This is a genomic window from Pseudomonas songnenensis (assembly GCF_003696315.1).
Taxonomy (GTDB): Bacteria; Pseudomonadota; Gammaproteobacteria; order Pseudomonadales; family Pseudomonadaceae; genus Stutzerimonas; species Stutzerimonas songnenensis.
The window spans coordinates 23,781-47,477 of sequence record NZ_RFFN01000005.1; the positions used below are offsets into that span (position 1 = coordinate 23,781).

26 protein-coding genes are annotated in these 23,697 nt (G+C 59.4%); 16 read left to right on the top strand and 10 right to left on the bottom strand.

Features of this window, described 5'->3' with window-relative positions:
* Positions 1-47 precede the first annotated feature (47 nt).
* From EA798_RS14075 to EA798_RS14095, 5 genes are all read left to right on the top strand, one after another.
* Positions 48-536 carry a TIGR00645 family protein gene (locus EA798_RS14075; RefSeq protein ID WP_106155795.1) on the top strand — a complete coding sequence of 163 codons (489 nt, stop codon included), beginning with the start codon at positions 48-50 and terminating at the stop codon, positions 534-536.
* A gap of 117 nt (positions 537-653) precedes the next feature.
* Complete coding sequence (locus EA798_RS14080) at positions 654-959, top strand: DUF6482 family protein (protein ID WP_122099360.1); 306 nt, start codon at positions 654-656, stop codon at positions 957-959.
* A gap of 49 nt (positions 960-1,008) precedes the next feature.
* Positions 1,009-2,544 (top strand): cryptochrome/photolyase family protein, encoded by a 1,536-nt coding sequence (locus tag EA798_RS14085; protein WP_122099361.1) that lies wholly within the window; start codon positions 1,009-1,011, stop codon positions 2,542-2,544.
* Complete coding sequence (locus EA798_RS14090) at positions 2,541-2,678, top strand: DUF2256 domain-containing protein (RefSeq protein ID WP_122099362.1); 138 nt, start codon at positions 2,541-2,543, stop codon at positions 2,676-2,678. Before EA798_RS14085 ends, EA798_RS14090 begins: the two co-directional genes overlap by 4 nt.
* A gap of 111 nt (positions 2,679-2,789) precedes the next feature.
* Positions 2,790-3,407: a BamJ family beta-barrel-assembly machinery protein gene (locus EA798_RS14095; protein ID WP_106155791.1), complete on the top strand. Its 618-nt coding sequence runs from the start codon at positions 2,790-2,792 to the stop codon at positions 3,405-3,407.
* A gap of 113 nt (positions 3,408-3,520) precedes the next feature.
* Here the strand turns inward: EA798_RS14095 and EA798_RS14100 are convergent, their stop codons facing one another.
* Entirely contained in the window at positions 3,521-3,748 is a 228-nt protein-coding gene (locus EA798_RS14100; RefSeq protein ID WP_106155790.1) for a PA4570 family protein, read from the bottom strand.
* 150 nt (positions 3,749-3,898) lie between these two features.
* Positions 3,899-4,867 (bottom strand): polyprenyl synthetase family protein, encoded by a 969-nt coding sequence (locus EA798_RS14105; protein ID WP_106155789.1) that lies wholly within the window; start codon positions 4,865-4,867, stop codon positions 3,899-3,901.
* Between the two features lie 242 nt (positions 4,868-5,109).
* Here EA798_RS14105 and rplU point away from each other — a divergent pair, with 242 nt between their 5' ends.
* From rplU to EA798_RS14130, 5 genes are all read left to right on the top strand, one after another.
* Positions 5,110-5,421 (top strand): 50S ribosomal protein L21, encoded by a 312-nt coding sequence (rplU, locus tag EA798_RS14110; protein WP_003281576.1) that lies wholly within the window; start codon positions 5,110-5,112, stop codon positions 5,419-5,421.
* A gap of 35 nt (positions 5,422-5,456) precedes the next feature.
* Positions 5,457-5,714 (top strand): 50S ribosomal protein L27, encoded by a 258-nt coding sequence (gene rpmA / locus EA798_RS14115; RefSeq protein WP_015278103.1) that lies wholly within the window; start codon positions 5,457-5,459, stop codon positions 5,712-5,714.
* A 169-nt stretch (positions 5,715-5,883) separates the two neighbouring features.
* The gene (gene cgtA / locus EA798_RS14120) at positions 5,884-7,101 is read left to right on the top strand and encodes an Obg family GTPase CgtA (RefSeq protein WP_106155788.1); all 1,218 of its coding nucleotides are present in this window, start codon (positions 5,884-5,886) and stop codon (positions 7,099-7,101) included.
* Positions 7,102-7,207: 106 nt separating this feature from the next.
* Positions 7,208-8,326: a glutamate 5-kinase gene (gene proB / locus EA798_RS14125; protein ID WP_122099363.1), complete on the top strand. Its 1,119-nt coding sequence runs from the start codon at positions 7,208-7,210 to the stop codon at positions 8,324-8,326.
* A gap of 8 nt (positions 8,327-8,334) precedes the next feature.
* On the top strand, positions 8,335-8,799 hold the full coding sequence (locus EA798_RS14130; protein WP_106155786.1) for a CreA family protein: 465 nt from the start codon (positions 8,335-8,337) through the stop codon (positions 8,797-8,799).
* 89 nt (positions 8,800-8,888) lie between these two features.
* On the opposite strand, the gene rpsT is transcribed toward EA798_RS14130, so the two are convergent.
* A complete protein-coding gene (rpsT, locus tag EA798_RS14135) occupies positions 8,889-9,167 on the bottom strand; it encodes a 30S ribosomal protein S20 (RefSeq protein WP_003281567.1) in 279 nt (92 codons plus the stop codon).
* A gap of 222 nt (positions 9,168-9,389) precedes the next feature.
* Here rpsT and murJ point away from each other — a divergent pair, with 222 nt between their 5' ends.
* From murJ to ispH, 6 genes are all read left to right on the top strand, one after another.
* Positions 9,390-10,937, top strand: coding sequence for a murein biosynthesis integral membrane protein MurJ (gene murJ / locus EA798_RS14140; protein ID WP_106155785.1), 1,548 nt, complete (start codon positions 9,390-9,392; stop codon positions 10,935-10,937).
* Between the two features lie 84 nt (positions 10,938-11,021).
* Positions 11,022-11,972 carry a bifunctional riboflavin kinase/FAD synthetase gene (gene ribF / locus EA798_RS14145; protein ID WP_003281562.1) on the top strand — a complete coding sequence of 317 codons (951 nt, stop codon included), beginning with the start codon at positions 11,022-11,024 and terminating at the stop codon, positions 11,970-11,972.
* A 1-nt stretch (position 11,973) separates the two neighbouring features.
* Complete coding sequence (gene ileS, locus EA798_RS14150) at positions 11,974-14,805, top strand: isoleucine--tRNA ligase (RefSeq protein ID WP_122099364.1); 2,832 nt, start codon at positions 11,974-11,976, stop codon at positions 14,803-14,805.
* 36 nt (positions 14,806-14,841) lie between these two features.
* Positions 14,842-15,345 carry a signal peptidase II gene (gene lspA, locus EA798_RS14155; protein ID WP_106155783.1) on the top strand — a complete coding sequence of 168 codons (504 nt, stop codon included), beginning with the start codon at positions 14,842-14,844 and terminating at the stop codon, positions 15,343-15,345.
* Positions 15,338-15,775, top strand: a complete 438-nt coding sequence (locus EA798_RS14160) for an FKBP-type peptidyl-prolyl cis-trans isomerase (RefSeq protein ID WP_122099365.1) — start codon at positions 15,338-15,340, stop codon at positions 15,773-15,775. Before lspA ends, EA798_RS14160 begins: the two co-directional genes overlap by 8 nt.
* Positions 15,776-15,893: 118 nt before the next feature.
* Positions 15,894-16,838 carry a 4-hydroxy-3-methylbut-2-enyl diphosphate reductase gene (ispH, locus tag EA798_RS14165; RefSeq protein WP_122099366.1) on the top strand — a complete coding sequence of 315 codons (945 nt, stop codon included), beginning with the start codon at positions 15,894-15,896 and terminating at the stop codon, positions 16,836-16,838.
* 52 nt (positions 16,839-16,890) lie between these two features.
* Here ispH and EA798_RS14170 read toward each other — a convergent pair whose 3' ends face one another.
* The 7 genes from EA798_RS14170 to EA798_RS14195 form a co-directional block, all read right to left on the bottom strand.
* A complete protein-coding gene (locus tag EA798_RS14170) occupies positions 16,891-17,337 on the bottom strand; it encodes a type IV pilin protein (RefSeq protein WP_122099367.1) in 447 nt (148 codons plus the stop codon).
* Positions 17,334-20,621 (bottom strand): pilus assembly protein, encoded by a 3,288-nt coding sequence (locus tag EA798_RS20770; RefSeq protein ID WP_244221278.1) that lies wholly within the window; start codon positions 20,619-20,621, stop codon positions 17,334-17,336. Before EA798_RS20770 ends, EA798_RS14170 begins: the two co-directional genes overlap by 4 nt.
* Positions 20,622-20,746: 125 nt before the next feature.
* Positions 20,747-21,106, bottom strand: a complete 360-nt coding sequence (locus tag EA798_RS20535; RefSeq protein ID WP_147456784.1) for a hypothetical protein — start codon at positions 21,104-21,106, stop codon at positions 20,747-20,749.
* 1 nt (position 21,107) lies between these two features.
* Complete coding sequence (locus EA798_RS14180; RefSeq protein WP_122099368.1) at positions 21,108-21,641, bottom strand: pilus assembly PilX family protein; 534 nt, start codon at positions 21,639-21,641, stop codon at positions 21,108-21,110.
* Positions 21,638-22,711, bottom strand: a complete 1,074-nt coding sequence (locus EA798_RS14185) for a PilW family protein (RefSeq protein WP_122099369.1) — start codon at positions 22,709-22,711, stop codon at positions 21,638-21,640. Before EA798_RS14185 ends, EA798_RS14180 begins: the two co-directional genes overlap by 4 nt.
* Positions 22,708-23,178, bottom strand: coding sequence for a type IV pilus modification protein PilV (gene pilV / locus EA798_RS14190; protein ID WP_045631835.1), 471 nt, complete (start codon positions 23,176-23,178; stop codon positions 22,708-22,710). The genes EA798_RS14185 and pilV overlap by 4 nt, the downstream gene beginning before the upstream one ends.
* Positions 23,175-23,666: a GspH/FimT family pseudopilin gene (locus tag EA798_RS14195; RefSeq protein WP_045631836.1), complete on the bottom strand. Its 492-nt coding sequence runs from the start codon at positions 23,664-23,666 to the stop codon at positions 23,175-23,177. The genes pilV and EA798_RS14195 overlap by 4 nt, the downstream gene beginning before the upstream one ends.
* Positions 23,667-23,697 lie beyond the last annotated feature (31 nt).

Consider the following 23,697-nt stretch of genomic DNA (forward strand, 5'->3'; position numbering starts at 1 on the left):
GGGGCTGCGTATACTCGCGCCCTTGTCATTTCCGCTGTGAGACCCTCATGGAGCGCATCCTCGAAAATGCCATGTACGCCGCTCGCTGGCTGCTGGCTCCCATCTACTTCGGTCTGGCGTTCGCCCTGCTGGCACTCGCGATCAAGTTCTTCCAGGAAATCTTCCATATCCTGCCGATGATCCTGTCGATCAGCGAAGCGGATCTGGTGCTGACGCTCCTGTCACTGATCGACATGGCGCTGGTTGGCGGGTTGCTGGTGATGGTGATGATTTCTGGCTACGAGAATTTCGTTTCGCAGCTGGACGTGGCCGAGGGCAAGGAAAAACTCGACTGGCTCGGCAAGATGGACTCCAGCTCCCTGAAGCTGAAGGTCGCAGCCTCCATCGTGGCGATTTCCTCCATCCATCTGCTGCGCATGTTCATGGACGTGCAGCAGATCGATAGCGACAAACTCATGTGGTACGTGATCATCCACCTGACATTCGTGGTTTCCGCATTTGCCATGGGCTACATGGACAAGATGACCAAGCACTGATTGCGGCGCATTGCCTGCCGGCTCAGCAGGGTAGCAATCATCTCGTGGTCGACAAAAAACCTGTACAGAATCGTTTTGTTGTTCAATATTCTGTAGCGGTTTTAACGGGAGCTTGCCATGTATCTTCAAGACCTTGCGACTCATGCAGCCGCCGGACGTATCGACGCCCTCGAGCTGATCTCGCTCGAGGGTGGCATCTATCTTCTCGATATCTATCTGCAAGGCCAGCGCCATCGTCTGATCGACGAGCGTGGCGCGGTCTGGCATCTGCGCTCGGTGGAGCATGCCCGCGACCTGCTGCGAGAGGTGCCCGAGCTGCCTTTCCATCTGGTACAGCAATCACCCTATGACGAAATGTGCGGTCTGGCCGAGGGCGCCCGTGAGCCGCTGCGTGTGCCGATTGGCATGCGGTCGCAGTGGTGACGCCGCTTCGCTGTTGCGTCTCGTCCGGCTGGCGTGAAGCGCCCGGTCGATGAACGTCACTGCGCTGCGGCTGGTGCTTGGCGATCAGCTGAGCTTTGATCTGTCGGCCCTGGAGGGGCTGGATCTGGTGCGTGACCGGGTCTTGCTTGCCGAAGTGGCCGACGAGACCTGCCATGTGCCACACCACCCGCAGAAGATCACCTTCATCTTCAGCGCGATGCGCCACTTCGCCGAGGCGCTGCGCCAGCGCGGGGTGTCGGTGGATTACGTGACGCTTGATGATCCCGCCAACAGCGGTTCACTGGCGGGTGAACTGACCCGCTTTGCCAGGTTGCATCGGCCGCAATCGATTCATATCACCGAGACCGGCGATTGGCGCGTCGAACATGCGTTGAAGGGCTGCGGTCTGCCGGTTACCTGGCACGAAGATCGACGCTTCATTTGTTCGCGCAGCGAGTTTGCACGCTGGGCCCATGGCAAGCGGCAGTTGCGCCTGGAGTTCTTCTATCGCGAGATGCGTCGCAAGACCGGCCTGCTGCTGCAACCGGATGGAACGCCGGAAGGCGGGGTGTGGAATTTCGATGCAGACAACCGCAAGCCATTGCCGCGCGGCTTGCACGGCCCGATCGCGCTGCGCTTCGCAGCTGACAGCATTACCCGTGACGTTCTGGCATTGGTTCAGGCTCGTTTCGCGCATCATTACGGTCGCCTCGACGGCTTCGATTATCCGGTTACCCACGCCGAAGCGGAGCAGCTCTGGTTGCATTTCCTCGACTTCGGCCTGGCGGCGTTCGGTGATTACCAGGACGCCATGGCCAGCGGCGAGCCATTTCTGTTTCACGCGCGCATCGGTGCCGCGCTCAATGTCGGTCTGCTTGACCTGCGGCGGCTGTGCGACGACGTCGAAGCGGCCTATCGGCAGGGGCGCATCGCGCTGAACGCGGCCGAGGGCTTCATTCGTCAGCTGATCGGTTGGCGGGAGTATGTGCGCGGCATCTATTGGTTACAGATGCCCGATTACGCAAAGCGCAACGCTTTCGGGAATACCAGACCGCTGCCCGAGTTCTACTGGAACGGGCAAACGCGGATGAACTGCATGCGTCAGGTGATCGGGCAGACGCTGGAGCACGCTTATGCGCACCATATCCAGCGGTTGATGGTGACCGGTAATTTCGCATTGCTTGCAGGCATTGCTCCGCCCGCGCTGTGCGACTGGTATCTGGCGGTGTACATGGACGCGTTCGACTGGGTAGAACTGCCCAATGTGCTGGGCATGGTGCTGCATGCCGACGGCGGCTATCTCGGTTCCAAGCCCTATTGTGCGAGCGGCCAGTACATCAAGCGGATGCCCAACTACTGCCAGGATTGTCCGTACAAGGTCAGTGAAAGCACCACCGATGACGCCTGTCCGTTCAATGCGTTGTACTGGCACTTTCTCATGCGCCACCGTGAGCTCCTGCAGGGCAATCCGCGGATGACCATGGTCTACCGCAATCTGGCGCGCATGAGCGAGAGCAAACAGCAGGCGTTGTGGCAGCGCGGCGAGGTACTGCTGGCACGACTGGATGCCGGTGATGCGCTGTGAAAAGGAAGGGCGAGCTGCCGTTCAAGTGCTGTGTTGTGTGCGGCTTGCCGTTTGCCTGGCGAAAGAAGTGGGCGCGCTGCTGGAATGAGGTGCGGTATTGCTCCGAGCGCTGTCGGCGTAGTCGGAAGGGGTAGACGCTCGAATCGCCTTTGCTACCGGTTGTGGTTCGGGAGTTGCAGGCCGCTGCGTCCACCCGGCTGAGCTGTGCTAGGCTGGCCGACCTTTTTTTCATCTCGGAGCCCGGCATGACCGACCTCAACCTGTCCACTGACGAAACCCGTGTGAGCTATGGCATTGGCCGCCAGCTGGGCGACCAGCTGCGTGACAATCCTCCGCCGGGCGTCAGCCTCGATGCAGTGATCGCCGGCATTCGTGATGCCTTCGCCGGCACTGCCAGCCAGGTCAGCCCGGAAGCGCTGAACGCCAGCTTCGCGGTGATTCGCGAGCGCATGCAGGCCGAGGCGCAGAAGAAGGCTGAGGCGGCTGCCGCCGAAGGCCGTGCCTTCCTCGCCGAGAACGCCAAGCGCGAAGGCGTCGTGGTGCTGGAGTCGGGGCTGCAGTACGAAGTGCTGACGACCGGCGAAGGCGCCAAACCGTCCCGCGAGGACAGCGTGCGTACCCATTACCATGGCACGCTGATCGACGGCAGTGTGTTCGACAGCTCCTACCAGCGTGGCCAGCCTGCCGAGTTCCCGGTTGGCGGCGTGATCGCCGGTTGGACCGAGGCGCTGCAGTTGATGAATGCCGGCAGCAAGTGGCGCCTGTACGTGCCGAGCGAGCTGGCCTATGGCGCTCAGGGCGTCGGCAGCATCCCGCCGCACAGCACGCTGGTGTTCGACGTCGAACTGCTGGACGTGCTCTGAGTCCGTCTTGGGCTTGGCTTCTGTGGACGGCGACTAACCGGCTACGACACGCTGCTGCTAAGCCCTGTCCGCCTTGTCAGTGTGCGGCCTCCCGATCTCAGGATTTCCAGTGGTCAGGGCCGCAGCGCGCGGGCATAGCTGAAGAGGAACAGGTTGCGTACCTGTTCCTTAAGCACGCCGGGCTCGTTCGTGCTCAGTTCCTGTAGATCCAGATCGCCCTGTTCTCGCAGTTCGTCCAGCGCTTCCCCGTCGAGCGAGACGCATACCGCGCCGGTATTCCGGTCAAGTATGCGCAGGTAGGGTTGTGGGCGATCCAGCCAGGCATCTATCAGATAAGTCATTCGGCACCTCCAATTTATTCTGTTAATGAGAATAATTGTTATTTGCAAATATGCAAGCGCAAAGAAGTGCCGGCGCGCGGATAGAGGTGGGGATCGACGATAGAGGTTGACGGCTGCGCCCGAGGCGCAGCGGTATTGCTAGGTTTATTGTCAGTGTGTGCGCGCTACGGCGAAGCGGCAAAGCTCGACCAGGGCGTCGCGATACTGATTGGCGGGGATCACTTCGAGGCAGGCAATAGCGCGCTCGGCATAGTTGCGGGCAAGCTTGGCGGTATAGTCCAGAGCGCCTGCTGCCTCGACAGCGGCACGGATGCTTTCCAGATCCTCTAGGCCGCCTTTCTGAATGGCCTTGCGGACCAGGGCTGCCTGTTCTGCGGTGCCTTCGCGCATGGTGTAGATCAGCGGAAGGGTGGGTTTGCCTTCGGCCAGATCATCGCCAACATTCTTGCCGAGGGTTTCAGCGTCGCCCTGGTAGTCGAGCAGGTCGTCAACCAGCTGGAAAGCGATGCCGAGGTGATCACCGAATGTGCGCAGCGCTTCACGCTGCTCCTCGCTGGCGCCGGCCAGGGTGGCCGCGCTGTGGGTCGAGGCTTCGAAGAGCATGGCGGTCTTGCCGCGGATGACTTCCATGTAGATCTCTTCGGTGGTGCTGGCGTCGCGAACCTTCGACAACTGCAGCACTTCGCCTTCGGCGATGACTCGGGTCGCCTGGGAGATGATGCGCATCACCGGCATGGAATCCAGCTCGACCATCATTTCGAACGAGCGCGCATATAGAAAGTCGCCAACCAGCACGCTGGGCGCGTTGCCCCATAGCGCATTGGCGGTGGAGCGGCCACGGCGCATGCCGGACATGTCGACGACGTCGTCATGCAGCAGTGTGGAGGTGTGCAGGAACTCGATGATGGCAGCCAGCAGGCGCAGTTGATCGCCCTGATGACCGAGCGCGCTGCCACTGAGCAATACCAGCAGCGGACGCAGGCGTTTGCCGCCGGCTGAGGTAATGTAATCCCCGATCTTTTCCACCAGAGGAACGCGCGAAGTCAGTTGCTTGCGGATGATGCCGTCGACAGCGGCAAAATCGTCCGCCACAACTTGATAGAAAGGCTGGGGTTGCATCGGGGACTCCTCGCAGATTGCGCGGCATGCTAGGGGGCGGGTCTGGTACTGTCAAGGCAACGCCAGTTGGCTATTGCGTGGGGGATAGCGCATGCGTACAATCGCGGACCCTGAACTTCCCCCTGGGCATTTCCCTGCCTTACGCAATTGCACGGGCGTCACCTTCCGGCCCCATGCAGCCATGCCAGCCACTAACCATTCTTTCAAAGCGCTGGGTGAGCAGGATTAACGGAGATACACAGATGTACGCAGTTATCGTAACCGGCGGCAAGCAATACAAGGTCGCCGAAGGCGAATACCTCAAGATTGAAAAACTCGAAGTTGCCACTGGCGAAGCTGTCACTTTTGACCGCGTTCTGCTGATCGGCAACGGCGAAGATGTAAAGATCGGCGCTCCGGTGGTCGATGGTGCAAAAGTTACCGCTGAAGTGATCGCTCAAGGCCGTCATGACAAGGTCACCATCATCAAGTTCCGCCGTCGTAAGCACCACATGAAGCGTCAGGGCCACCGTCAGTGGTTCACTGAGGTCAAAATCACCGGTATTCAGGGCTAATCGGGCCTGAATCCCCTTATAGGAGTATTGAACTCATGGCACACAAAAAAGCTGGCGGTTCTACCCGCAACGGTCGCGACTCAGAAGCCAAACGCCTTGGCGTGAAGATGTACGGCGGCCAGGCCATCAAGGCCGGCAACATCATCGTGCGTCAGCGCGGCACTCAGTTCCATCCCGGCTACGGCGTTGGCATGGGCAAGGATCACACCCTGTTCGCTAAAGTCGAAGGCGTGATCAAGTTCGAAGTGAAGGGCGCTTTTGGCCGTCGCTACGTGAGCGTCGTCGCAGCCTAACTGCGGCGTTGCTGGAAAAGCCCTGTCATGCGACGGGGCTTTTTTGTTTCTGTATCCTGTGAGGCTCTTGCAAAGAACTGCTAGGTGCTCATTCAGTTTTCGCTGGGTTTTTTGCAAGACCCTTACGTTTCTTGTTTCTTAAGCCCGTCCTGTGACGGGAGGCGTTCTCATGAAATTCGTCGATGAAGTATCGATTTTTGTAAAGGCCGGTGATGGCGGCAACGGCATGATGAGCTTCCGCCGGGAGAAGTTCATCGAAAAGGGCGGCCCCAATGGCGGCGACGGCGGTGACGGTGGCTCGGTGTATCTGGAGGCTGACGAAAACCTCAATACCCTGGTGGACTACCGCTATACCCGTCGTTTCAATGCCCAGAACGGGCAGAAGGGTGGTAGCACCGATTGTACGGGTGCCAAGGGCGAGGATCTGATTCTTCCGGTCCCGGTCGGCACTACGGTGATCGATGCCGCTACTCAGGAAATCATGGGCGACCTGACCAAGCCGGGGCAGCGTTTGCTGGTGGCTCAGGGTGGTTGGCACGGATTGGGTAATACCCGCTTCAAGTCCAGTACCAACCGTGCGCCGCGGCAGACCACACCGGGCAAGCCGGGCGATGCGCGCGACCTCAAGCTCGAGTTGAAAGTGCTTGCGGATGTCGGGCTGTTGGGTCTGCCGAACGCTGGCAAGAGTACATTCATCCGTTCGGTGTCGGCGGCCAAGCCCAAGGTGGCCGATTATCCGTTCACCACACTGGTGCCGAATCTCGGTGTCGTCAGTGTCGGGCGCTACAAGAGCTTCGTGATCGCCGATATACCTGGTCTTATCGAGGGTGCGGCCGAGGGTGCCGGGCTGGGAATTCGCTTTCTCAAGCATCTGGCGCGAACCCGGTTGCTACTGCATCTGGTGGACATGGCCCCGCTGGACGGTAGCGACCCGGCCGATGCGGCGGAAGTCATCCTGCATGAGCTGGAAAAATTCAGTCCGGCTCTGACGCAGCGTGATCGCTGGCTGGTGCTGAACAAGGCCGATCAGCTGCTGGAAGATGAGCGGGAGCAGCGCGTCAGGCAGGTGGTCGAGCGGCTCGACTGGAAGGGGCCGGTATTTGTCATCTCCGCGCTGGAGAGCGAGGGCACCGAGGCGCTGAGCCAGGCCATCATGCGCTATCTGGACGAGCGCACCGTGCGTATTGCCGAAGAGCCTGACTACGCGGAAGCGCTGGCTGAGCTGGATCGTCAGATCGAGGATGAGGCACGGGCCCGCTTGCAGGAGCTGGATGATCAGCGGGCGTTGCGTCGCGCTGGCGTCAAGGCGGCTGATGAGATCGAAGATGACGACTTCGACGACGATGATGATGACGAGGGCGGTGCCGAGATCATCTACGTGCGCTAAGTCGAGCCCCCGGGCCGCTGCGCGGCCTGGTCTGGCGAGTGGTCGGTGGGCTGGCTCGTGCGCAGTCCGATCCGGAAGTGTTTTGGCCGTATAGAAGGCGGGAACGATGCGGGACAAGGTGAGCGGTGCGCGGCGCTGGGTGGTCAAGATCGGCAGTGCGCTGCTGACCGCCGACGGTCGCGGGCTTGATCAGGCTGCGATGGCGGTCTGGGTCGATCAGATGGTGGCCTTGCGTGAGGCCGGGGTGGAGCTCGTGCTGGTGTCGTCGGGCGCGGTCGCGGCGGGCATGAGTCGTCTCGGCTGGAGTTCTCGGCCGAAAGCTGTGCATGAGCTGCAGGCGGCTGCCGCGGTCGGGCAGATGGGGCTGATTCGCGCCTGGGAATCCAGCTTTGCTCGCTGCGATCAGCAGACGGCGCAAATTCTCGTCACCCACGACGATCTCTCGGACCGCAAGCGCTACCTCAATGCGCGCAGCACCTTGCGCACGCTCATTGATCTCGGTGTGGTGCCGGTCATCAACGAGAACGACACAGTGGTTACCGACGAGATCCGCTTCGGTGACAACGACACGCTTGGTGCGCTGGTCGCCAATCTCGTCGAGGCTGATCTGCTGGTCATCCTGACCGACCGGGATGGCATGTTCGATGCCGATCCTCGTTTCAATCCTGAGGCCAATCTCATCAGTGAGGCGCGTGCTGACGACCCTGCGCTGGATGCGGTGGCTGGCGGCACGGGTGGTGCACTGGGGCGCGGCGGTATGCAGACCAAGCTGCGCGCTGCGCGCCTTGCGGCGCGTTCCGGCGCGCATACGGTGATTGTTGGTGGTCGTATCGAGCAGGTGCTGGCGCGCCTCAAGGCGGGCGAGCGCCTGGGTACGCTGCTGGCGCCGGAGTGCAGTCGGCATGCGGCTCGCAAGCAGTGGCTGGCCGGGCATCTGCAAACTCGCGGCACCCTGACGTTGGATGACGGTGCTGTGCATGCCTTGCGACAGGGGAATCGCAGTCTGCTTCCTGTCGGAGTGCGCGCGGTGCAGGGGGCGTTCCGTCGTGGCGAGATGGTGGTTTGTGTCGGGCCGCAGGGAAGTGAAGTGGCGCGCGGTCTGGTGAACTACAGTGCGGCCGAGGCGCAGCGTATTCTCGGGCGGCCATCCGATGAGATCGAAAAGCTGCTCGGCTACGTCGATGAGCCCGAACTTATTCATCGCGACAACATGATTCTGGTCTGAGGTTTTCCATGCGCTTGGCGATTGCGGCACTGATGGTGGGGTTGGCTCTGCCGGGTCTGACGGTTGCCGAGGAGATCGGTGCGGTCGACACGGTGTTCAAGTGGCTCGGGCCGAATCACAGGATCGTCGTCGAGGCATTCGATGATCCCATGGTCGATGGCGTGACCTGCTATCTGTCGCGGGCCAAGACTGGTGGAATCAAAGGTGGCTTGGGGCTGGCGGAGGATCGCGCGGAGGCCTCCATCGCCTGTCGTCAGGTCGGCCCGATCCGTATCAAGGGCAAGCTCAAGGATGGCGATGTGGTGTTCAAGGAGCGTACTTCGCTGGTGTTCAAGACCATGCAGGTGGTGCGCTTCTTTGATGAGTCGCGCAATGCGCTGGTCTATCTCGTGTACAGCGATCGCGTCATCGAAGGGAGTCCGCAGAATGCGGTGACGGCGATTCCGATCCTGCCCTGGCCGGTGACGCAATAATCGCAGTCGTCTCGTTTCGTCGGGATGGGGCATAAAAGCAGGCACAAAAAAACCGGCGCTAGGCCGGTTTTTTTTACAAGAACCTGCAGTTAGGCTGCAGCAGCTTCGCCGAGGGCCTTGATGTGGCCGTTCAGGCGGCTCTTGTGACGAGCAGCTTTGTTCTTGTGGATGATGCCTTTGTCGGCCATGCGGTCAATGACCGGCACAGCTGCGGTGTAGGCTGTGCGAGCCTTGTCCAGGTCTTTGGCGTCGATGGCCTTGACCACATTCTTGATGTAGGTACGAACCATGGAGCGCAAGCTGGCATTGTGGCTGCGACGCTTCTCAGCCTGAATTGCGCGTTTTTTGGCGGAAGGGCTGTTGGCCACCGTCGAACTCCTCGAAAACTTGGGGGATTGCAAAGCAAATAAGGCCGCGAATCATGCCGACACGCCGGGCGCTTGTCAAGCCCGGTCGAATGGCGTGAGAAGCTGGTCGGACAGAAGGGCTGCGGCTAAACTCGCCGCCTCTTTTCGTGTCGTAACTGGCCATCGATCCGGCCGGCGCTGTGCGCACGGTCGATCAATCTCGCTGCAATTCTAGGAAGACAAATGTCCGAAAAAACCGGCAAGGGCGGATTGTTGCGTTCCAGCGCCGTGGTCAGTGTCATGACCCTGCTGTCACGCGTGCTGGGCATGGTACGCGATATGGTCGTCGCCAGCTACTTCGGTTCAGGCGCTGCAGCCGACGCGTTCTTCATTGCGTTCAAGATTCCCAACTTCCTGCGTCGGCTTTTTGCTGAAGGCGCTTTTGCCCAGGCGTTCGTGCCGGTGCTGTCGGAATATCGCACCAAGCGCACGCTGGCCGACGTCAAGCAGCTGGTGGATCGCACCGCCGGCATGCTCGGGCTCATCCTTGCCGGTCTGACCGCGCTGGGCGTGCTGTTCGCGCCCTATGTGGTGATGGTCTTCGCGCCAGGCTTTCATGACGATCCGGCGAAGATGCAGCTGGCTGGCGAGCTGCTGCGCATTACCTTTCCCTACCTGATGCTGATTTCGCTGACGGCTTTCACCTCGGGGGTGCTGAACAGCTACGGCTATTTCGCGGTGCCCGGCTTCACGCCTGTGCTGCTCAATGTCTGCATGATCATGTCGGCGGTGTTCCTGACCCCGTATTTCGATCAGCCGATCATGGCGCTGGCCTGGGGTGTGTTCATCGCTGGCTTCGCCCAGTTGGCCTTCCAGCTGCCGTACGTTGCCAAGCTCGGCCTGTTGCCCCGGCCAAGGGTCAAGCGGGGTGATGAGGGGGTGCGGCGTATCATGCTGCTCATGGTGCCGGCGCTGTTCGGTGTCTCGGTCAGTCAGATCAATCTGCTGCTCGATACGGTGCTCGCGTCCTTCCTGCAGACCGGCAGCGTCTCCTGGTTGTACTACGCCGACCGCCTGTCCGAGTTGCCGTTGGGGGCGTTCGGTATCGCGATTGGTACGGTGATCCTGCCGAGCCTGTCGCGTCAGCACGCCGGCGAAGACCCGAAGGCGTTCTCGGCGACGGTTGATTGGGCGTTGCGCATGGTGCTGCTGGTGGGCGTCCCCGCGGCGCTGGCGCTGGGTATCCTCGCCGAGCCTATGATCGCCAGCCTGTTTTACTACGGCGCCATGAGCGAAGAAGCGGTGGTTCAGTCGGCACGGGCCCTGCAGGCTTACTCGCTGGGCGTGCTGGCGTTCATGCTGATCAAGGTGCTGGCGCCGGGCTTCTTCGCGCGTCAGGACCTCAAGACTCCGGTGCGCGTCGCGGTCATTTGCATGGTCGCAAACATGGTGATGAACCTGATTCTGATCTGGCCGTTGCAGCACGTGGGATTGGCATTGGCTACGTCGTTATCCTCGATGCTCAACGCGGTGCTGTTGTTCTGGGGCTTGTACAAGGTCGGGGTCTATCGCCCGGCGCCTGGCTGGTGGCCGTTCGGGTTGCGCCTGGCGGCTGCCTGCGCAGCAATGGTGGCGGTGGTCTGGTGGCTCAATGTGCCGGCACAAGAGTGGTTTGCCTGGGGTTGGCAGCAGCGGGCGCTGCGGTTGGGGATTCTCGTTGGCGCAGGGTTGGCGGCATTTGCCGGTGGGCTGCTGCTGACGGGGCTACGGCCGCGGCATTTGCGGCATTGATCGACGATTCACGGGCGGCGCAAACCTGTCCGGGATGCTCGGCACATGCGTATAATCGGCCACTTTTCAAGCAAGAAGTGCGGTATGCAGCTGGTTCGAGGCCTTCACAATCTGCGACCCCGGCATCGGGGTTGCGTCGCCACCATCGGCAATTTCGACGGCGTGCACCGGGGGCATCAGGCCATCCTGGCGCGGCTGCGCGAGCGTGCTGCCGAATTGGGGCTGCCCAGCTGCGTAGTGATCTTCGAGCCGCAGCCGCGCGAGTTCTTCTCGCCGGACAAGGCGCCGGCACGCCTGACCCGTTTACGTGAAAAGCTGCAGCTGCTGAGCGAGCAGGGCGTCGATCTGGTGCTGTGTCTGGCGTTCAATCGCCGCCTGCGTGAGCTGAGCGCCGCCGAGTTCGTCCATGCCACGCTGGTTGAAGGTCTGGGCGTACAGCACCTGGAGGTGGGTGACGATTTCCGTTTCGGTTGCGACCGCGCCGGCGATTTCGACTTCCTGCTCAAGGCCGGCGCGGCCGAAGGCTTCTCGGTCGAGGCCGCGACCACCATCGAGGTGGATGGCGAGCGGGTCAGCAGTACGCGGCTGCGCCAGGTGCTGGCAGAGGGTGATCTGGCCTGCGCCGAGGCGCTGCTCGGCAGGCCGTTCGGTATCACCGGTCGGGTCATGCATGGGCAAAAGCTAGGTCGCCAGCTCGGCGCACCGACTGCCAACGTGCAGCTCAAGCGCCGCAACACGCCGCTGAGCGGCGTGTTCCTGGTCAGTCTCGAGTTGGACGGCAAGTCTCTCGCCGGTGTCGCCAACATCGGCATGCGGCCCACGGTCGAGAGTGATGGTAAACCACACCTGGAAGTGCATCTGCTCGACTATCAGGGCGACCTGTACGGGCGTCTGGTGCAGGTCACCTTTCATCGCAAGCTGCGCGACGAGCAGCGTTTCGCCTCGCTGGAGGCGCTCAAGACGGCGATTGATGCCGACATCGCCGCTGCCCGTGATTACTGGCGGGCTTCACCCCTTATGACGAGTCAGGACTGAAATGACCGATTACAAAGCGACCCTCAATCTGCCGTCCACGGCATTTCCGATGAAGGCCGGTCTGCCACAGCGCGAGCCGGAGATTCTGCAGCGCTGGAACAGCATTGACCTGTACCGGAAGCTGCGGCAGATCGGCGAAGGTCGCCCGAAGTTCGTCCTGCACGATGGCCCGCCGTATGCCAACGGCAACATTCACATTGGCCACGCGGTGAACAAGGTGATCAAGGACATGATCGTCCGCTCGCGCACCCTGGCCGGTTTCGACGCGCCCTATGTGCCGGGCTGGGACTGCCACGGCCTGCCGATCGAGCACAAGGTCGAGACTACCTTCGGCAAGAACCAGCCGGCTGATCTGACCCGCGAGCGCTGCCGTGCCTACGCGGCCGAACAGATCGAAGGGCAGAAGGCCGACTTCATCCGCCTCGGCGTCCTGGGCGACTGGGACAACCCGTACAAGACCATGGACTTCGCCAACGAAGCTGGCGAGATTCGCGCCTTGGCCAAGCTGGTCGAGGGTGGCTTCGTCTTCAAGGGCCTGAAGCCGGTGAACTGGTGCTTCGACTGCGGTTCGGCGCTGGCCGAAGCGGAAGTCGAGTATCAGGACAAGAAATCCGATGCCATCGACGTCGCCTTCGCGGTCGAGGATGCCGACAAGCTGGCTGCTGCGTTCGGTCTGCCCAATCTGGCCAAGCCTGCCAGCATCGTGATCTGGACCACCACGCCCTGGACCATTCCGGCCAACCAGGCGCTGAACGTGCATCCCGAGTTCGTCTATGCGCTGGTCGACACCGGCGAGCGTCTGCTGGTGCTGGCCGAGGAGCTGGTGGAGTCCTGTCTGCAGCGCTACGGCCTGGCCGGTGAAATCATCGCCCGTTGCGAAGGCAAGGCGCTGGAGCTGATCCGCTTCCGCCATCCGTTCTACGAGCGCTTCGCCCCGGTCTACCTGGCCGACTATGTGGAAACCGGCGCTGGCACCGGTATCGTCCATTCTGCGCCGGCCTACGGCGAGGACGACTTCCGTTCCTGCAAACACTACGGCATGGAGAATGACGACATTCTCGGCCCGGTGCAGAGCAACGGTGTCTATGTCTCCGACCTGCCGTTCTTTGGTGGCCAGTTCATCTGGAAGGCCAACCCGGCGATCGTCGAGAAGCTCGCCGAGGTTGGCGCGCTGCTCAAGCATGAGTCGATCCAGCACAGCTACATGCACTGCTGGCGGCACAAGACGCCGCTGATCTACCGCGCCACGGCGCAGTGGTTCGTCGGCATGGACAAGGTCGCCCACGACGGCAGTTCGCTGCGCCGCCGTGCGCTGGACGCCATCGAGCAGACCGAATTCGTCCCGGGCTGGGGGCAGGCGCGCCTGCACGGCATGATCGCCGGACGTCCGGACTGGTGTATCTCGCGCCAGCGGACCTGGGGTGTGCCGATTCCGTTCTTCCTGCACAAGGAAAGCGGCGAGCTGCACCCGCGTACTGTCGAGCTGATGGAGCAGGTGGCCCTGCGTGTGGAACAGGGCGGTATCGAGGCCTGGTCGAAGCTGGACGCGGCTGAGTTGCTCGGCGAGGAAGCGGCGCAGTACGAGAAGATCACTGACACTCTGGACGTCTGGTTCGATTCCGGCACCACCCATTGGCATGTGATGCGCGGATCTCACCCCATGGGCCACGAAAGCGGCCCGCGTGCCGACCTCTATCTGGAAGGCTCCGACCAGCATCGCGGCTGGTTCCATTCTTCGCTGCTGACCGGCGCGGCCATCGACGGTCATGCGCCGTACAAGGGCCTGCTGACCCACGGCTTCACCGTGGACGAGAACGGCCGCAAGATGTCCAAGTCGCTGGGCAACGTGATCGCGCCGCAGGAAATCACCGACAGCATGGGCGCCGACATCCTGCGCCTGTGGGTTTCGGCCACCGACTATTCCGGCGAGATGGCGGTATCCAAGCAGATCCTGCAGCGCAGCGCCGATGCCTACCGGCGTATCCGCAACACCGCGCGCTTCCTGCTCTCGAACCTCGACGGCTTCGATCCGGCGCAGCACATGGTGCCAAATGATCAGCTGATCGCGCTGGATCGCTGGGCCATCGATCGTGCGCTGCTGCTGCAGCGCGAGATCGAGGAGGCTTACACCACCTACCGTTTCTGGAATGTTTACCAGAAGGTGCACAACTTCTGCGTGCAGGAGCTGGGCGGCTTCTATCTGGACATCATCAAGGACCGCCAGTACACCACCGGCGCCGACAGTCTGCCGCGGCGTTCCTGCCAGACTGCGCTGTACCACATTGCCGAGGCGCTGGTGCGCTGGATCGCACCGATCCTGGCGTTCACCGCCGAAGAGATCTGGCAGTACCTGCCGGGCGAGCGCAACGAGTCGGTGATGCTCAATACCTGGTACACGGGCTTGGCCGAGCTGCCGCAGGATGCCGGGCTGGATCGCGCCTTCTGGGACAAGGTCATGGCAGTCAAGACCGCGGTGAACAAGGAGCTGGAAAACCAGCGGGCGGCGAAAACCATTGGCGGCAACCTGCAGGCGGAAGTCACGCTGTATGCAGAAGACGCGCTGGCTGGGGAATTGGCCAAGCTGGGTAACGAGCTGCGTTTCGTGCTGATCACCTCTGCTGTCGATATCGCTCCGCTGGCTCAGGCGCCAGCCGAGGCTGTGGAGAGCGAATTGGCCGGCCTCAAGCTGGTGGTAAAGAAGACCGAACACAGCAAGTGCGGGCGTTGCTGGCATCACCTCCCGGATGTCGGTGCTCATGCCGAGCATCCGGAGATCTGCGGTCGCTGCGTGGAGAATATCGAAGGCGCTGGTGAGGTTCGTCACTATGCGTGATATGCAGCGGACGATCAGTGCGCCGGAGACTGGGCAATGAGTGCGCGTTTCGGCAGGCTCGCCTGGCTGTGGCTCAGTGTGCTGGTGATCGTCCTTGATCAAGCCACCAAGCATTACTTCGAAGCCAATTTCAGCCTGTACCAGAAAGTCGACGTGATCCCGGGCTATTTCGCCTGGACGCTCGCCTATAACACCGGTGCGGCGTTCAGCTTCCTCGCTGATCACGGTGGCTGGCAGCGCTGGTTGTTTGCCGTGATCGCGATTGGCGTCAGCGCTGTTCTGGTGGTCTGGCTTAAGCGTCTAAAGCCGAACGAAACCTGGCTGGCCGTCGCGCTGGCGCTGGTTCTGGGCGGCGCGATTGGCAATCTCTACGACCGAGTGGTGCTGGGCCATGTGGTCGATTTCATCCTGGTGCATTGGCAGAATCGCTGGTATTTCCCCGCGTTCAATATCGCCGATAGCGCCATCACCGTCGGTGCCGTGATGCTGGCGCTGGACATGTTCAAGAGCAACAAGACCGGAGAAGCTGCACATGACTGAACAGCGCATTGGGCCGGACAAGGAAGTCACCCTGCATTTTGCGCTCGGCCTGGAAACGGGTGAGCTGGTCGACAGCACGTTCGACAAGAAGCCGGCCACTTTCAAGGTGGGCGACGGCAACCTGCTGCCAGGTTTCGAGCAGCAGCTCTACGGGCTGAAGGCCGGTGACAAGCGCACCCTGCAGATTGCGCCGGAGCAGGGCTTCGGTCAGGTCAATCCGCAGAACGTGCAGGTCATGCCGCGCAGCCAGTTCGCCGGGATGGAGCTTTCCGAAGGCTTGATGGTGAGCTTTCAGGATGCGGCCCGCACCGAACTGCCGGGGGTGGTGAAAGCCTTCGATGATAATCAGGTCACCGTCGACTTCAATCACCCCCTGGCTGGCAAGACCCTGACTTTCGAAGTCGAGATCATCGACGTCAAACCGGCGTAACCGGCTGGCAGCTGGCGGAGCATTCGCTTCCGCCGGCTGGCGAAAGGGCATCCAAGAATGCCCGCACGTATCGCGTTACACTCTCCCGTCATTAAGCCTTCGCGTGCCGAGACCCATCATGCAAATCAAACTCGCCAACCCTCGCGGCTTCTGCGCGGGTGTAGATCGCGCCATCGAAATCGTCAACCGCGCCTTGGAAGTCTTCGGTCCTCCGATCTATGTGCGACATGAGGTCGTGCACAACAAGTTCGTCGTGGAAGACCTGCGTGCCCGCGGTGCGGTCTTCGTCGAGGAGCTGGATCAGGTGCCGGACAACGTCATCGTCATCTTCAGCGCCCATGGCGTTTCGCAGGCCGTTCGACAGGAAGCCGAGAAACGCGGCCTGAAGGTGTTCGACGCCACCTGTCCGCTGGTGACCAAGGTGCATCTGGAAGTGGCCAAGTACAGTCGTGAAGGGCGCGAGTGCATCCTCATCGGCCACCAGGGCCACCCGGAAGTCGAAGGCACCATGGGGCAGTACGACGCGCGCAATGGCGGCGCGATCTACTTGGTCGAGGATGAAGAGGACGTCGCCCAGCTGCAGGTGCGCAACCCCGAGGCGCTGGCATTCGTCACCCAGACCACGTTGTCCATGGATGACACCAGTCGCGTCATCGACGCGCTGCGCAGCAAGTACCCGAGCATCGGTGGTCCACGCAAGGATGACATCTGCTACGCCACGCAGAATCGCCAGGATGCGGTAAAGCAATTGGCCGATGAATGCGACGTGGTACTGGTGGTCGGCAGCCCCAACAGCTCAAACTCAAACCGTCTGCGTGAGCTGGCAGAGCGCATGAACACCCCGGCCTATCTGATCGACGGCGCCGAGGACCTCAAGCGCGAATGGTTCGAGAGCGTCGAGCGTATCGGCATCACCGCCGGCGCATCGGCACCTGAGGTGCTGGTGCGTGGGGTGATCGAACGCCTGAAAGAGTGGGGCGCCAGCGGCATGGCCGAGCTGGAAGGGCGGCCGGAGAACGTGACGTTCTCCATGCCGAAGGAGTTGCGGGTGAGAGCAATTTGACAGCCCGCATACGAAAAAGCCCGGTATAGCCGGGCTTTTTCGTTCCATTGGTTTAGCGTTTCCAACATTCAGCTTGGGTCATTCCCGCCTTCTGTCCCTTCGCGCCGGTGTGAGAAAGCGTCAAGGTTCCACACTTGTCGTTTGCCATGCTTCCTTTCGGCGCCGCCTGCAGAACATATTTAGACGTAGTGGGATTGCCAGCGGCAAATCCAAGTGTATAAGTCTTGGTTGAACCATCTTTGGGGGCTTCGGTAAATGGCAGAGCCGGTGCGCTGCCGTCGGCTTTGACATACTTGCCGTTGGCTGTGTAATAGCGCTCCATAAAGTGCCCAAGCTCCATTAGTGCCGTTTCAGCATCGGCGCGCTTAGCGCTACGGACATACTCCTGATAGCTGGGGTAGGCAATGGCCGCGATGATGCCGATGATCGCTACCACGATCATCAGCTCAATCAGAGTGAAACCTCTATTCAATATCCGGTCAGCTCGAAAAGTTTTCAAAGATTGTTCCTCACTTCATGCCACGACAGGCGGTTCGAATCGCTGTTGTCTCCCATGACCTCGATGCAAACCGGGGTTACGCCATCAGAGCCCGTACTGGACGCAGAGCTGGCATAACAGAGATAACGTTTCCCCTTCTTCTGGTCGTTAAGGCTGATGTTGCCCTTCACTGCACCCTCATTTGGGTCTGCTACTCCGCTTACCGGAACCTTTGTGCCGTCATCAAGTGCGATGTAATCGTATTCATCGATTTTTCCGTCCCCGTTGTAATCGAAATACGAGTAGACCAACCGGCTACCGGTAGCCAAGTCCAGACTCATGATCCAGCTTGTGCCACCAGCATCGCAGGGATCGGCAGATGGGATCAAAGTGCTGAATGTCACTCGGTTGCCGCCTAGCTGGGCTTGCGAAATAACGCGCTCACCCTGAGGCCCTGGCCCGTTATTCGACTTCTTCCATTGCAGGTCCAGATACCAACCCAAGTGTCCGGTTCCAAGCGTGTTCTGGCTGATAGCGCGGGCATTAAGCTTGCTACCTGAAACCTCCTTGAGGATCTCCTGCTCAAGCAGCTTGCTGCGCCCATCGATTGGCGTTCCGCCATCGATGATGCCGTAGAACGACTGGACCTGAGGGGATTCGGGTATTTCGTTATCGGTTGTCTTGTAGAAGCTGCCCGTTCCAAATACCAGCATGATCTTACGATCCTTGGTATAGGCCGCATCCAGCGGAGCCGTGATTGGCTGGCGAACACCTGTGCTGTCTTTTGCAATGAACAGAGGGGCGATGCTGCCTCCTGATTTCAAGCTGGCAGGGGCGTCCCAATTGCCGATGGTCGTGTTATTCGTGTCCAGCCGCCAGACATTGCCGTTGGTGTCGGCAACGTAAATCCGATCGGCGACGCGGTCATTGTCGAGGTCAACGACCAGAGGCGAGCCCAAGTCACCGCTGTTTGGTAGTTCGAAGCGCTTCAAGACGCTGCCGTCAGCGGCGTCAAGAATCCATACATAGCCACTTGTCGTGCTGGTGGGGCGAGCGTAGCCGCTAGTAACCACCACGCCAAACTTGCCGTTATAGAGCGGAACCAGGCTGGGCCGTCCAAGGGTGTAGCCCATTTCTGGGTGGGTGAACTCCCAGAGAACGCTGCTTGCGGACATCTCACTAGGATTAGAGATGTCCAGAGCAAAGATGCTGCGCCCCCCCGCTCCAGATGAGCCTATGACCAAGGTTTTCCAGGCATTGCCAACCCACGCATCGCCAATGCGCGGGGTGCCATCGACATAGTAGCGGTGCGAATAAGTAGGGTCGGTGAGCTCATGGAGTTCATCGATCAGATCGTTCGGTATGTAGGCAAACAGCTCCTTGCCCCCATTGGTGCCCAAACTAGCGTCAAATCCATGCAGCATTCCATCGTTCGCGCCTACCACGACCAGAGGTGGGCGACTCTGGTAGCTGGGGGAGGCGCGGAAGGTGGTGTAGGCGCTCTTTGCAGCCGCCGTGAAACCTGCGCTTTCTGGCAGTTGCGAATAACCGAAGTTCTGCTTGTGAATGAACTGCGGGTCCGAGTTCGCAATGTCGCCGAGACGACTACCCCGCTGCCGGAAAGGATTGTTGGGTTGCGCGTCGGTGCGCTCCATGCTGCGATCACCGCGGATGAAGGCAAGACGATTCTGGCCGACGGCCTCAGTGGTCAATGATTCCCCGGCAGTTCTCCGAAGCGCTTCTTGCTGGGCTGAGTTCAACTGCGCCCAGAGAAATGGTCGGCCTGTAGTAGACCGTAGTGCGTCCGATGTTGCGTCGGCAGTTGGCGGTAGCGAGGTGAATATCTTGCGATCCGATGTCTGAGCATCGGTTAGTCCGTCAAGCTTTTCAGCAGCCCGCCAGCTAGGGGTTGCGCTAACTTTTCCGTCGCTGCCTACTGCCTTGGCTAGCAAATTGCCGCTCCAGTCCGCGCTGTCGAGCATCGATTGGAAAACCACGGTGCCGGTTTCGAGCTTGGTAGAGTTCGTGGAAAGGGCTGCGGTGGTGCTGCGCACGTCGTTAGCGATTTTGGCAAAAGCTGTTTTCAAGCTTTCCACCATGCGGGTTGCGTCACTCGCAACATAGAAGTTGTCCGGACGCTTGTCGTTTGTGGGGCTGAGTGTCTCACCATTGGTCCACCACCAAGCTTGGTCAATGGTGCCGCCGAACTTGTAATCATTGGGGACCTGAAATCCGCCATATTTTGCCGCGAGCCAGTATTGGTTTCTCGCTTTCTCTAAAAGTGTCTCGCCTTCCCTTACGTCGACCCAGTGGGTGGATATCGTCTGCTTTCCTGCGCGATCTTCACGCAAGTCGGTGGTATTGGCGTAATAGGCCATGCCGGCGATATATGCTGAGTTGCCTCGGCCAGTAAATTCGCTCGATGCGCTCTTATCGATTCCTTCTAGATCAAACACCTTCTGAGTGAAATCGCGTACGTTTAGTGGATCACCTGTCACCGGTAAATCCCGGTCTTCGTGGGTGTTAACGTCGCCAATTCCAAGGATTACGTTCTTTTGGCAAGAGTATTGGATTGGGTCTGTCCAGTTGGTGATTACTGGGAATTTATCTCGTTGTGATTCGTCAGTAATGTTTGAATATGCCGCAACGTTTCCGTCCTTGCCGAAGCGGAAATAACGAAGCGCAGCATAGTAGAGTTCGCTTACCGGGTCGTTTGACTTGTGGCGGTTGGTGAGCTCGCCAAATTTGTTTATATAGTTAATGACTCCGCTATTTCCTATGCTGTCGTTCTGGGGGTTTGCGTAGAAAATTCCGGTTTCATCCGACCACTCTTTGAGTTCGTTCGGTAATGCGTTCGGTGTGCCCGGCTGGCGCTTTGTTTGGCCCACGTACCCCTGTGGGGCTCGCATTACGCCGCCATTACGTGTGTTGCCGTTTTCATTGAGATAACTGAATACGCTGTAGCGGATATCTTTTGAATATTGCTGAATCAGGCCTTCCGGTTTCCAGAGATTTTCGCCATATTTAGTACAGTTGCTTTCTAGGAGGCCTTTTTTGCAAACTTCTACCCTTACGGTAAAGTACTTGGTTACCGTCTTGTTGTCGCTTCCGTTGTATGTGAAGCGTACTGTTTTGTTTTTCTGGAAGTCATTACTGCCGCTGGTAACGGAGCTGGTAAGCGAAACACTGCCAAATGGCGTTGTTTTATTAGCGTTTGTTGCATCGATCGTGCGGTTTCCAAAGTAATTGCTGCTGTTGCCTCGAGTGGCCTTCTCAAGAATGGTTATTGAGGTTGTGTCAACCACTCGGTAGCCGCCTGTTAGCGCTTTACGAAATGGGTCGATTGTCTGGGTGGTCGCCCAGTTCAGATAGTTCCCGCTCCATTTTGCGCTGCTGTTGCCGGAACAGTCGCGCGCGCTGTTCATCTCTGTTATGGGCGTAAAGTAACCGCCGCCGTTGGCTTTAGAAATGGTGCCAAAAAAACGTGGTTAAAATCCTCTTCAATAAAGCTATAACACTTTCCAGGGTCAAAATAACCTGTATAGATAGAGTTGTTATTGTAGGTGCCAAGATTGGCCACGCTGATTACAGTCGGGTGTTCGACTGATGGTACCAGCGCAAGATTACCCGGTACGTTGCCGCCGCCAAGCAACAACGGCGTTTGTGATACGTCTGCTACAGCTTGGCTGGCGCTAAGCGTCCAAATTAATGTCAGACTTGCAACTATCAGCGGGCGCAGCATGGTGCTAAATCCGTTTTGTGGCACATGGGGGGGCTTGAGCGGCATCATGTCACTCCTCTACAAAGTACAAGGAACGAAGGGTGACCTTCGAATCCGGGCTAGCACCGGTGCCTTTCGCTTCGATGCGTACTAGAACGAAGTCCAGAATCAGCGATTCCCCCGCGGCGAGCGAGTCGCCTCCGGCGGTCGTCGGATTGACCATGTTCTGCATATCGAGTGGTCCAGGGTGCGGAAGCCGGGTAATGGTGTAGGTGGGCTTGCTGGCAACCTCACCGGTAAAGCCAGTGAACGTCACTACCGTGGGCGGGACGAATGTGTTTCCAATTCGGTTGTTGATGGGATACTTCGCGTCGTTGATAAGATTGGCGTAGTCCGTCTTGACTTCCTGCTCAGCAAAACGCAACGCCGCTTCGGCTGCCTGAAAGGCCAGACTGTGGTCGCGCATATTTCCAGCCATGCGCTCCTGCAGGTTGGTATCGCGCATCGCCGCCGCGCCGATGATGGTCAGCAGTAGCAACATGATCAAAGATACCAAGAGAACAGCGCCGCGCTGTCGTGAGTGGTCAACGAATCCTTTATTCATGGCAGGCGGTTCCGAATGGCAACAGTGGCGGTGTATACCTGAGCGACGCGGTTATTCTTGATTGTTACCGTGCCGTCGCTTCCATAGTGCGCATATTCGTCGTCCCGATTTATGCCGACGATGGCGGGGAAAATGAACTTCTGGGGCTCGTCCAAAACATTCGTCTCGGGGCTGATCGCGAGTATGGATATCCGAGCTGATACCACTTTGTTCCAGTCACCCACCCCGCTCGCGACTAAGTTATTGGTTCCCGCTTTTACATACTCATCGGCTAAGCGATCGCCATCCTTGTCGATGCCGTAGGTGACCTGCATGTCAATCACGCCCTCGACCAACTCCTCCATAACGGGCTTAGGACTTAGCACCCGACGCCAAAGAGAAGGAAGCCGTCCATTGTTGTCGCGTATGAAGTACGTATGGCTGCGAAGAACATGGGCTGTCATACGGCCGTTGTACGACTGGCTCCAGTCTTGATTGATGTTGCCAGGTTCGGCGTTGCCGCCCGCTTTTTGAAAAGCGCTCGCGTTCTGATTGTTGGTGTTCTGAAACAGGTCGCAACCGGTGGAATTTGCCAATAAGACGACTTGGCCCGCATAGGCCGTAGTGCTGTCGTTGACGGTTAAACTTTGGGCATTTGTGTTGTTTGTACCGCTCGCTTCGAACTCCAGCCCATCGCCGGCATACTTGACGATGAACGAGTCCGTATTGGCTCGGGTGGTATCCGCAGTACCGAAGAACACAGGTTTGCTGTTGTCCCATCCTTGAATTGCAGGACTTGTACTGTAGGCATTCTTTATATCGACGCTAGCATTGGTGAGCTTAAGGTGCGTTGCGGGATCGCTTAGGCATTCGCCTTTGTACCCTGCCTGCCGAATATCGAAAGCGATGAAATCCGTTGCAAATCGTCCTGCTTCCTGCACTCGGGCAACGGCCGTGTTGGTGCGATACATGTCCTTGCTGGATAAGAACACTTGTAATACGCCGCCCAGCAAGATCAGGCTGATCAGCATGGCAACCATTAACTCGATGAGCGAAAGGCCCATCTGTCGATTGAGAGGGGCTGTTTTCATAGCTGGGTCCGGTAAACAAAGGTTTCTCGGTCGTCATCTTTGGCGTCTTCGATGCGGCCACGGTTGTCATTCCACTCGATGGAAATGGTGAACAGGCGACCGTCTCTTACGACGCTTCCGCGGGCATCGGCAGATAGCAGGCAGGAAAGGGAGTTCAGCCATTCGGCAACGTCTCGCTTCGCTAGTGTTCCGCTTGCTGCCAGGTCCGGTTTACAGGCTTGATTCTGCATGGCGATGTCATAAACGCCGTTGAGTGCGTCGGCGCGATTCGCCCGCATGCGGTCGATGATGTCGTAAGCCAGTACCGTAGCTTGCGAGCGGTAATAGGCGCTCTGGTTGCTCTGCAGGGCGGTCGTTTGCATGCTCGCCAGTCCGAGCAGTCCTACTGACAGGATCAGCATGGCAACGAGCACTTCGATAAGTGTTGCGCCTCGCTGCGTCCTGATTGCATTGAGTTGTTTCTTCATGGGCACGTCCCTTTTGTGCTCGTGACTCGTCCCGTTGCCGTGAGGGTTACCGTGTACTGCGTTTTGCCGGAACAATTGGCAAATGCCACGGTGAAGGTCGTGTGGGCCGCGTCGTTTACTTTGGTCAGCAAGCCATTTGGCCGGTAGGTAAGTGTCTCGTTGGGGCCGGTAACGGTGTCTTGACCTCCTACTGCTTCCCATACTCGGAGCACGTCACCGCCTTGTACCTGTACCAGCCAACCATTGCCCCAGTCGGCTGCATTTGCGCAGACTTCGCCGCTGCGTCGGCAGACATCCACCTTCACTCCGCGTTTGACGGCTTCGGAGCGAGCTAACTGCAGCGCGGTGGTAAGGTCAGTGGTAATCGTTTGTGTGCGATTGCTTTGTATCGTGCCCTGGAATGAAGGCGCTGCGATGGCCAGCAGGATCGCTAGAATCGACAGCGTTACCATTAGCTCGATAAGGGTAAAACCTCGGGAATGCCGCATGGTCTTTCTCGATTTTGGGGTTATCGAATCA

Coding starts and splice junctions, on each gene's coding strand:
- EA798_RS14075 (WP_106155795.1), top strand. CDS start 48: ATGGAGCGCATCCTCGAAAATGCCATGTACGCCGCTCGCTGGCTGCTG.
- EA798_RS14080 (WP_122099360.1), top strand. CDS start 654: ATGTATCTTCAAGACCTTGCGACTCATGCAGCCGCCGGACGTATCGAC.
- EA798_RS14085 (WP_122099361.1), top strand. CDS start 1,009: ATGAACGTCACTGCGCTGCGGCTGGTGCTTGGCGATCAGCTGAGCTTT.
- EA798_RS14095 (WP_106155791.1), top strand. CDS start 2,790: ATGACCGACCTCAACCTGTCCACTGACGAAACCCGTGTGAGCTATGGC.
- EA798_RS14100 (WP_106155790.1), bottom strand. CDS start 3,748: ATGACTTATCTGATAGATGCCTGGCTGGATCGCCCACAACCCTACCTG.
- EA798_RS14105 (WP_106155789.1), bottom strand. CDS start 4,867: ATGCAACCCCAGCCTTTCTATCAAGTTGTGGCGGACGATTTTGCCGCT.
- rplU (WP_003281576.1), top strand. CDS start 5,110: ATGTACGCAGTTATCGTAACCGGCGGCAAGCAATACAAGGTCGCCGAA.
- rpmA (WP_015278103.1), top strand. CDS start 5,457: ATGGCACACAAAAAAGCTGGCGGTTCTACCCGCAACGGTCGCGACTCA.
- cgtA (WP_106155788.1), top strand. CDS start 5,884: ATGAAATTCGTCGATGAAGTATCGATTTTTGTAAAGGCCGGTGATGGC.
- proB (WP_122099363.1), top strand. CDS start 7,208: ATGCGGGACAAGGTGAGCGGTGCGCGGCGCTGGGTGGTCAAGATCGGC.
- EA798_RS14130 (WP_106155786.1), top strand. CDS start 8,335: ATGCGCTTGGCGATTGCGGCACTGATGGTGGGGTTGGCTCTGCCGGGT.
- murJ (WP_106155785.1), top strand. CDS start 9,390: ATGTCCGAAAAAACCGGCAAGGGCGGATTGTTGCGTTCCAGCGCCGTG.
- ribF (WP_003281562.1), top strand. CDS start 11,022: ATGCAGCTGGTTCGAGGCCTTCACAATCTGCGACCCCGGCATCGGGGT.
- ileS (WP_122099364.1), top strand. CDS start 11,974: ATGACCGATTACAAAGCGACCCTCAATCTGCCGTCCACGGCATTTCCG.
- lspA (WP_106155783.1), top strand. CDS start 14,842: ATGAGTGCGCGTTTCGGCAGGCTCGCCTGGCTGTGGCTCAGTGTGCTG.
- EA798_RS14160 (WP_122099365.1), top strand. CDS start 15,338: ATGACTGAACAGCGCATTGGGCCGGACAAGGAAGTCACCCTGCATTTT.
- ispH (WP_122099366.1), top strand. CDS start 15,894: ATGCAAATCAAACTCGCCAACCCTCGCGGCTTCTGCGCGGGTGTAGAT.
- EA798_RS20535 (WP_147456784.1), bottom strand. CDS start 21,106: ATGATGCCGCTCAAGCCCCCCCATGTGCCACAAAACGGATTTAGCACC.
- EA798_RS14180 (WP_122099368.1), bottom strand. CDS start 21,641: ATGAATAAAGGATTCGTTGACCACTCACGACAGCGCGGCGCTGTTCTC.
- EA798_RS14185 (WP_122099369.1), bottom strand. CDS start 22,711: ATGAAAACAGCCCCTCTCAATCGACAGATGGGCCTTTCGCTCATCGAG.
- pilV (WP_045631835.1), bottom strand. CDS start 23,178: ATGAAGAAACAACTCAATGCAATCAGGACGCAGCGAGGCGCAACACTT.
- EA798_RS14195 (WP_045631836.1), bottom strand. CDS start 23,666: ATGCGGCATTCCCGAGGTTTTACCCTTATCGAGCTAATGGTAACGCTG.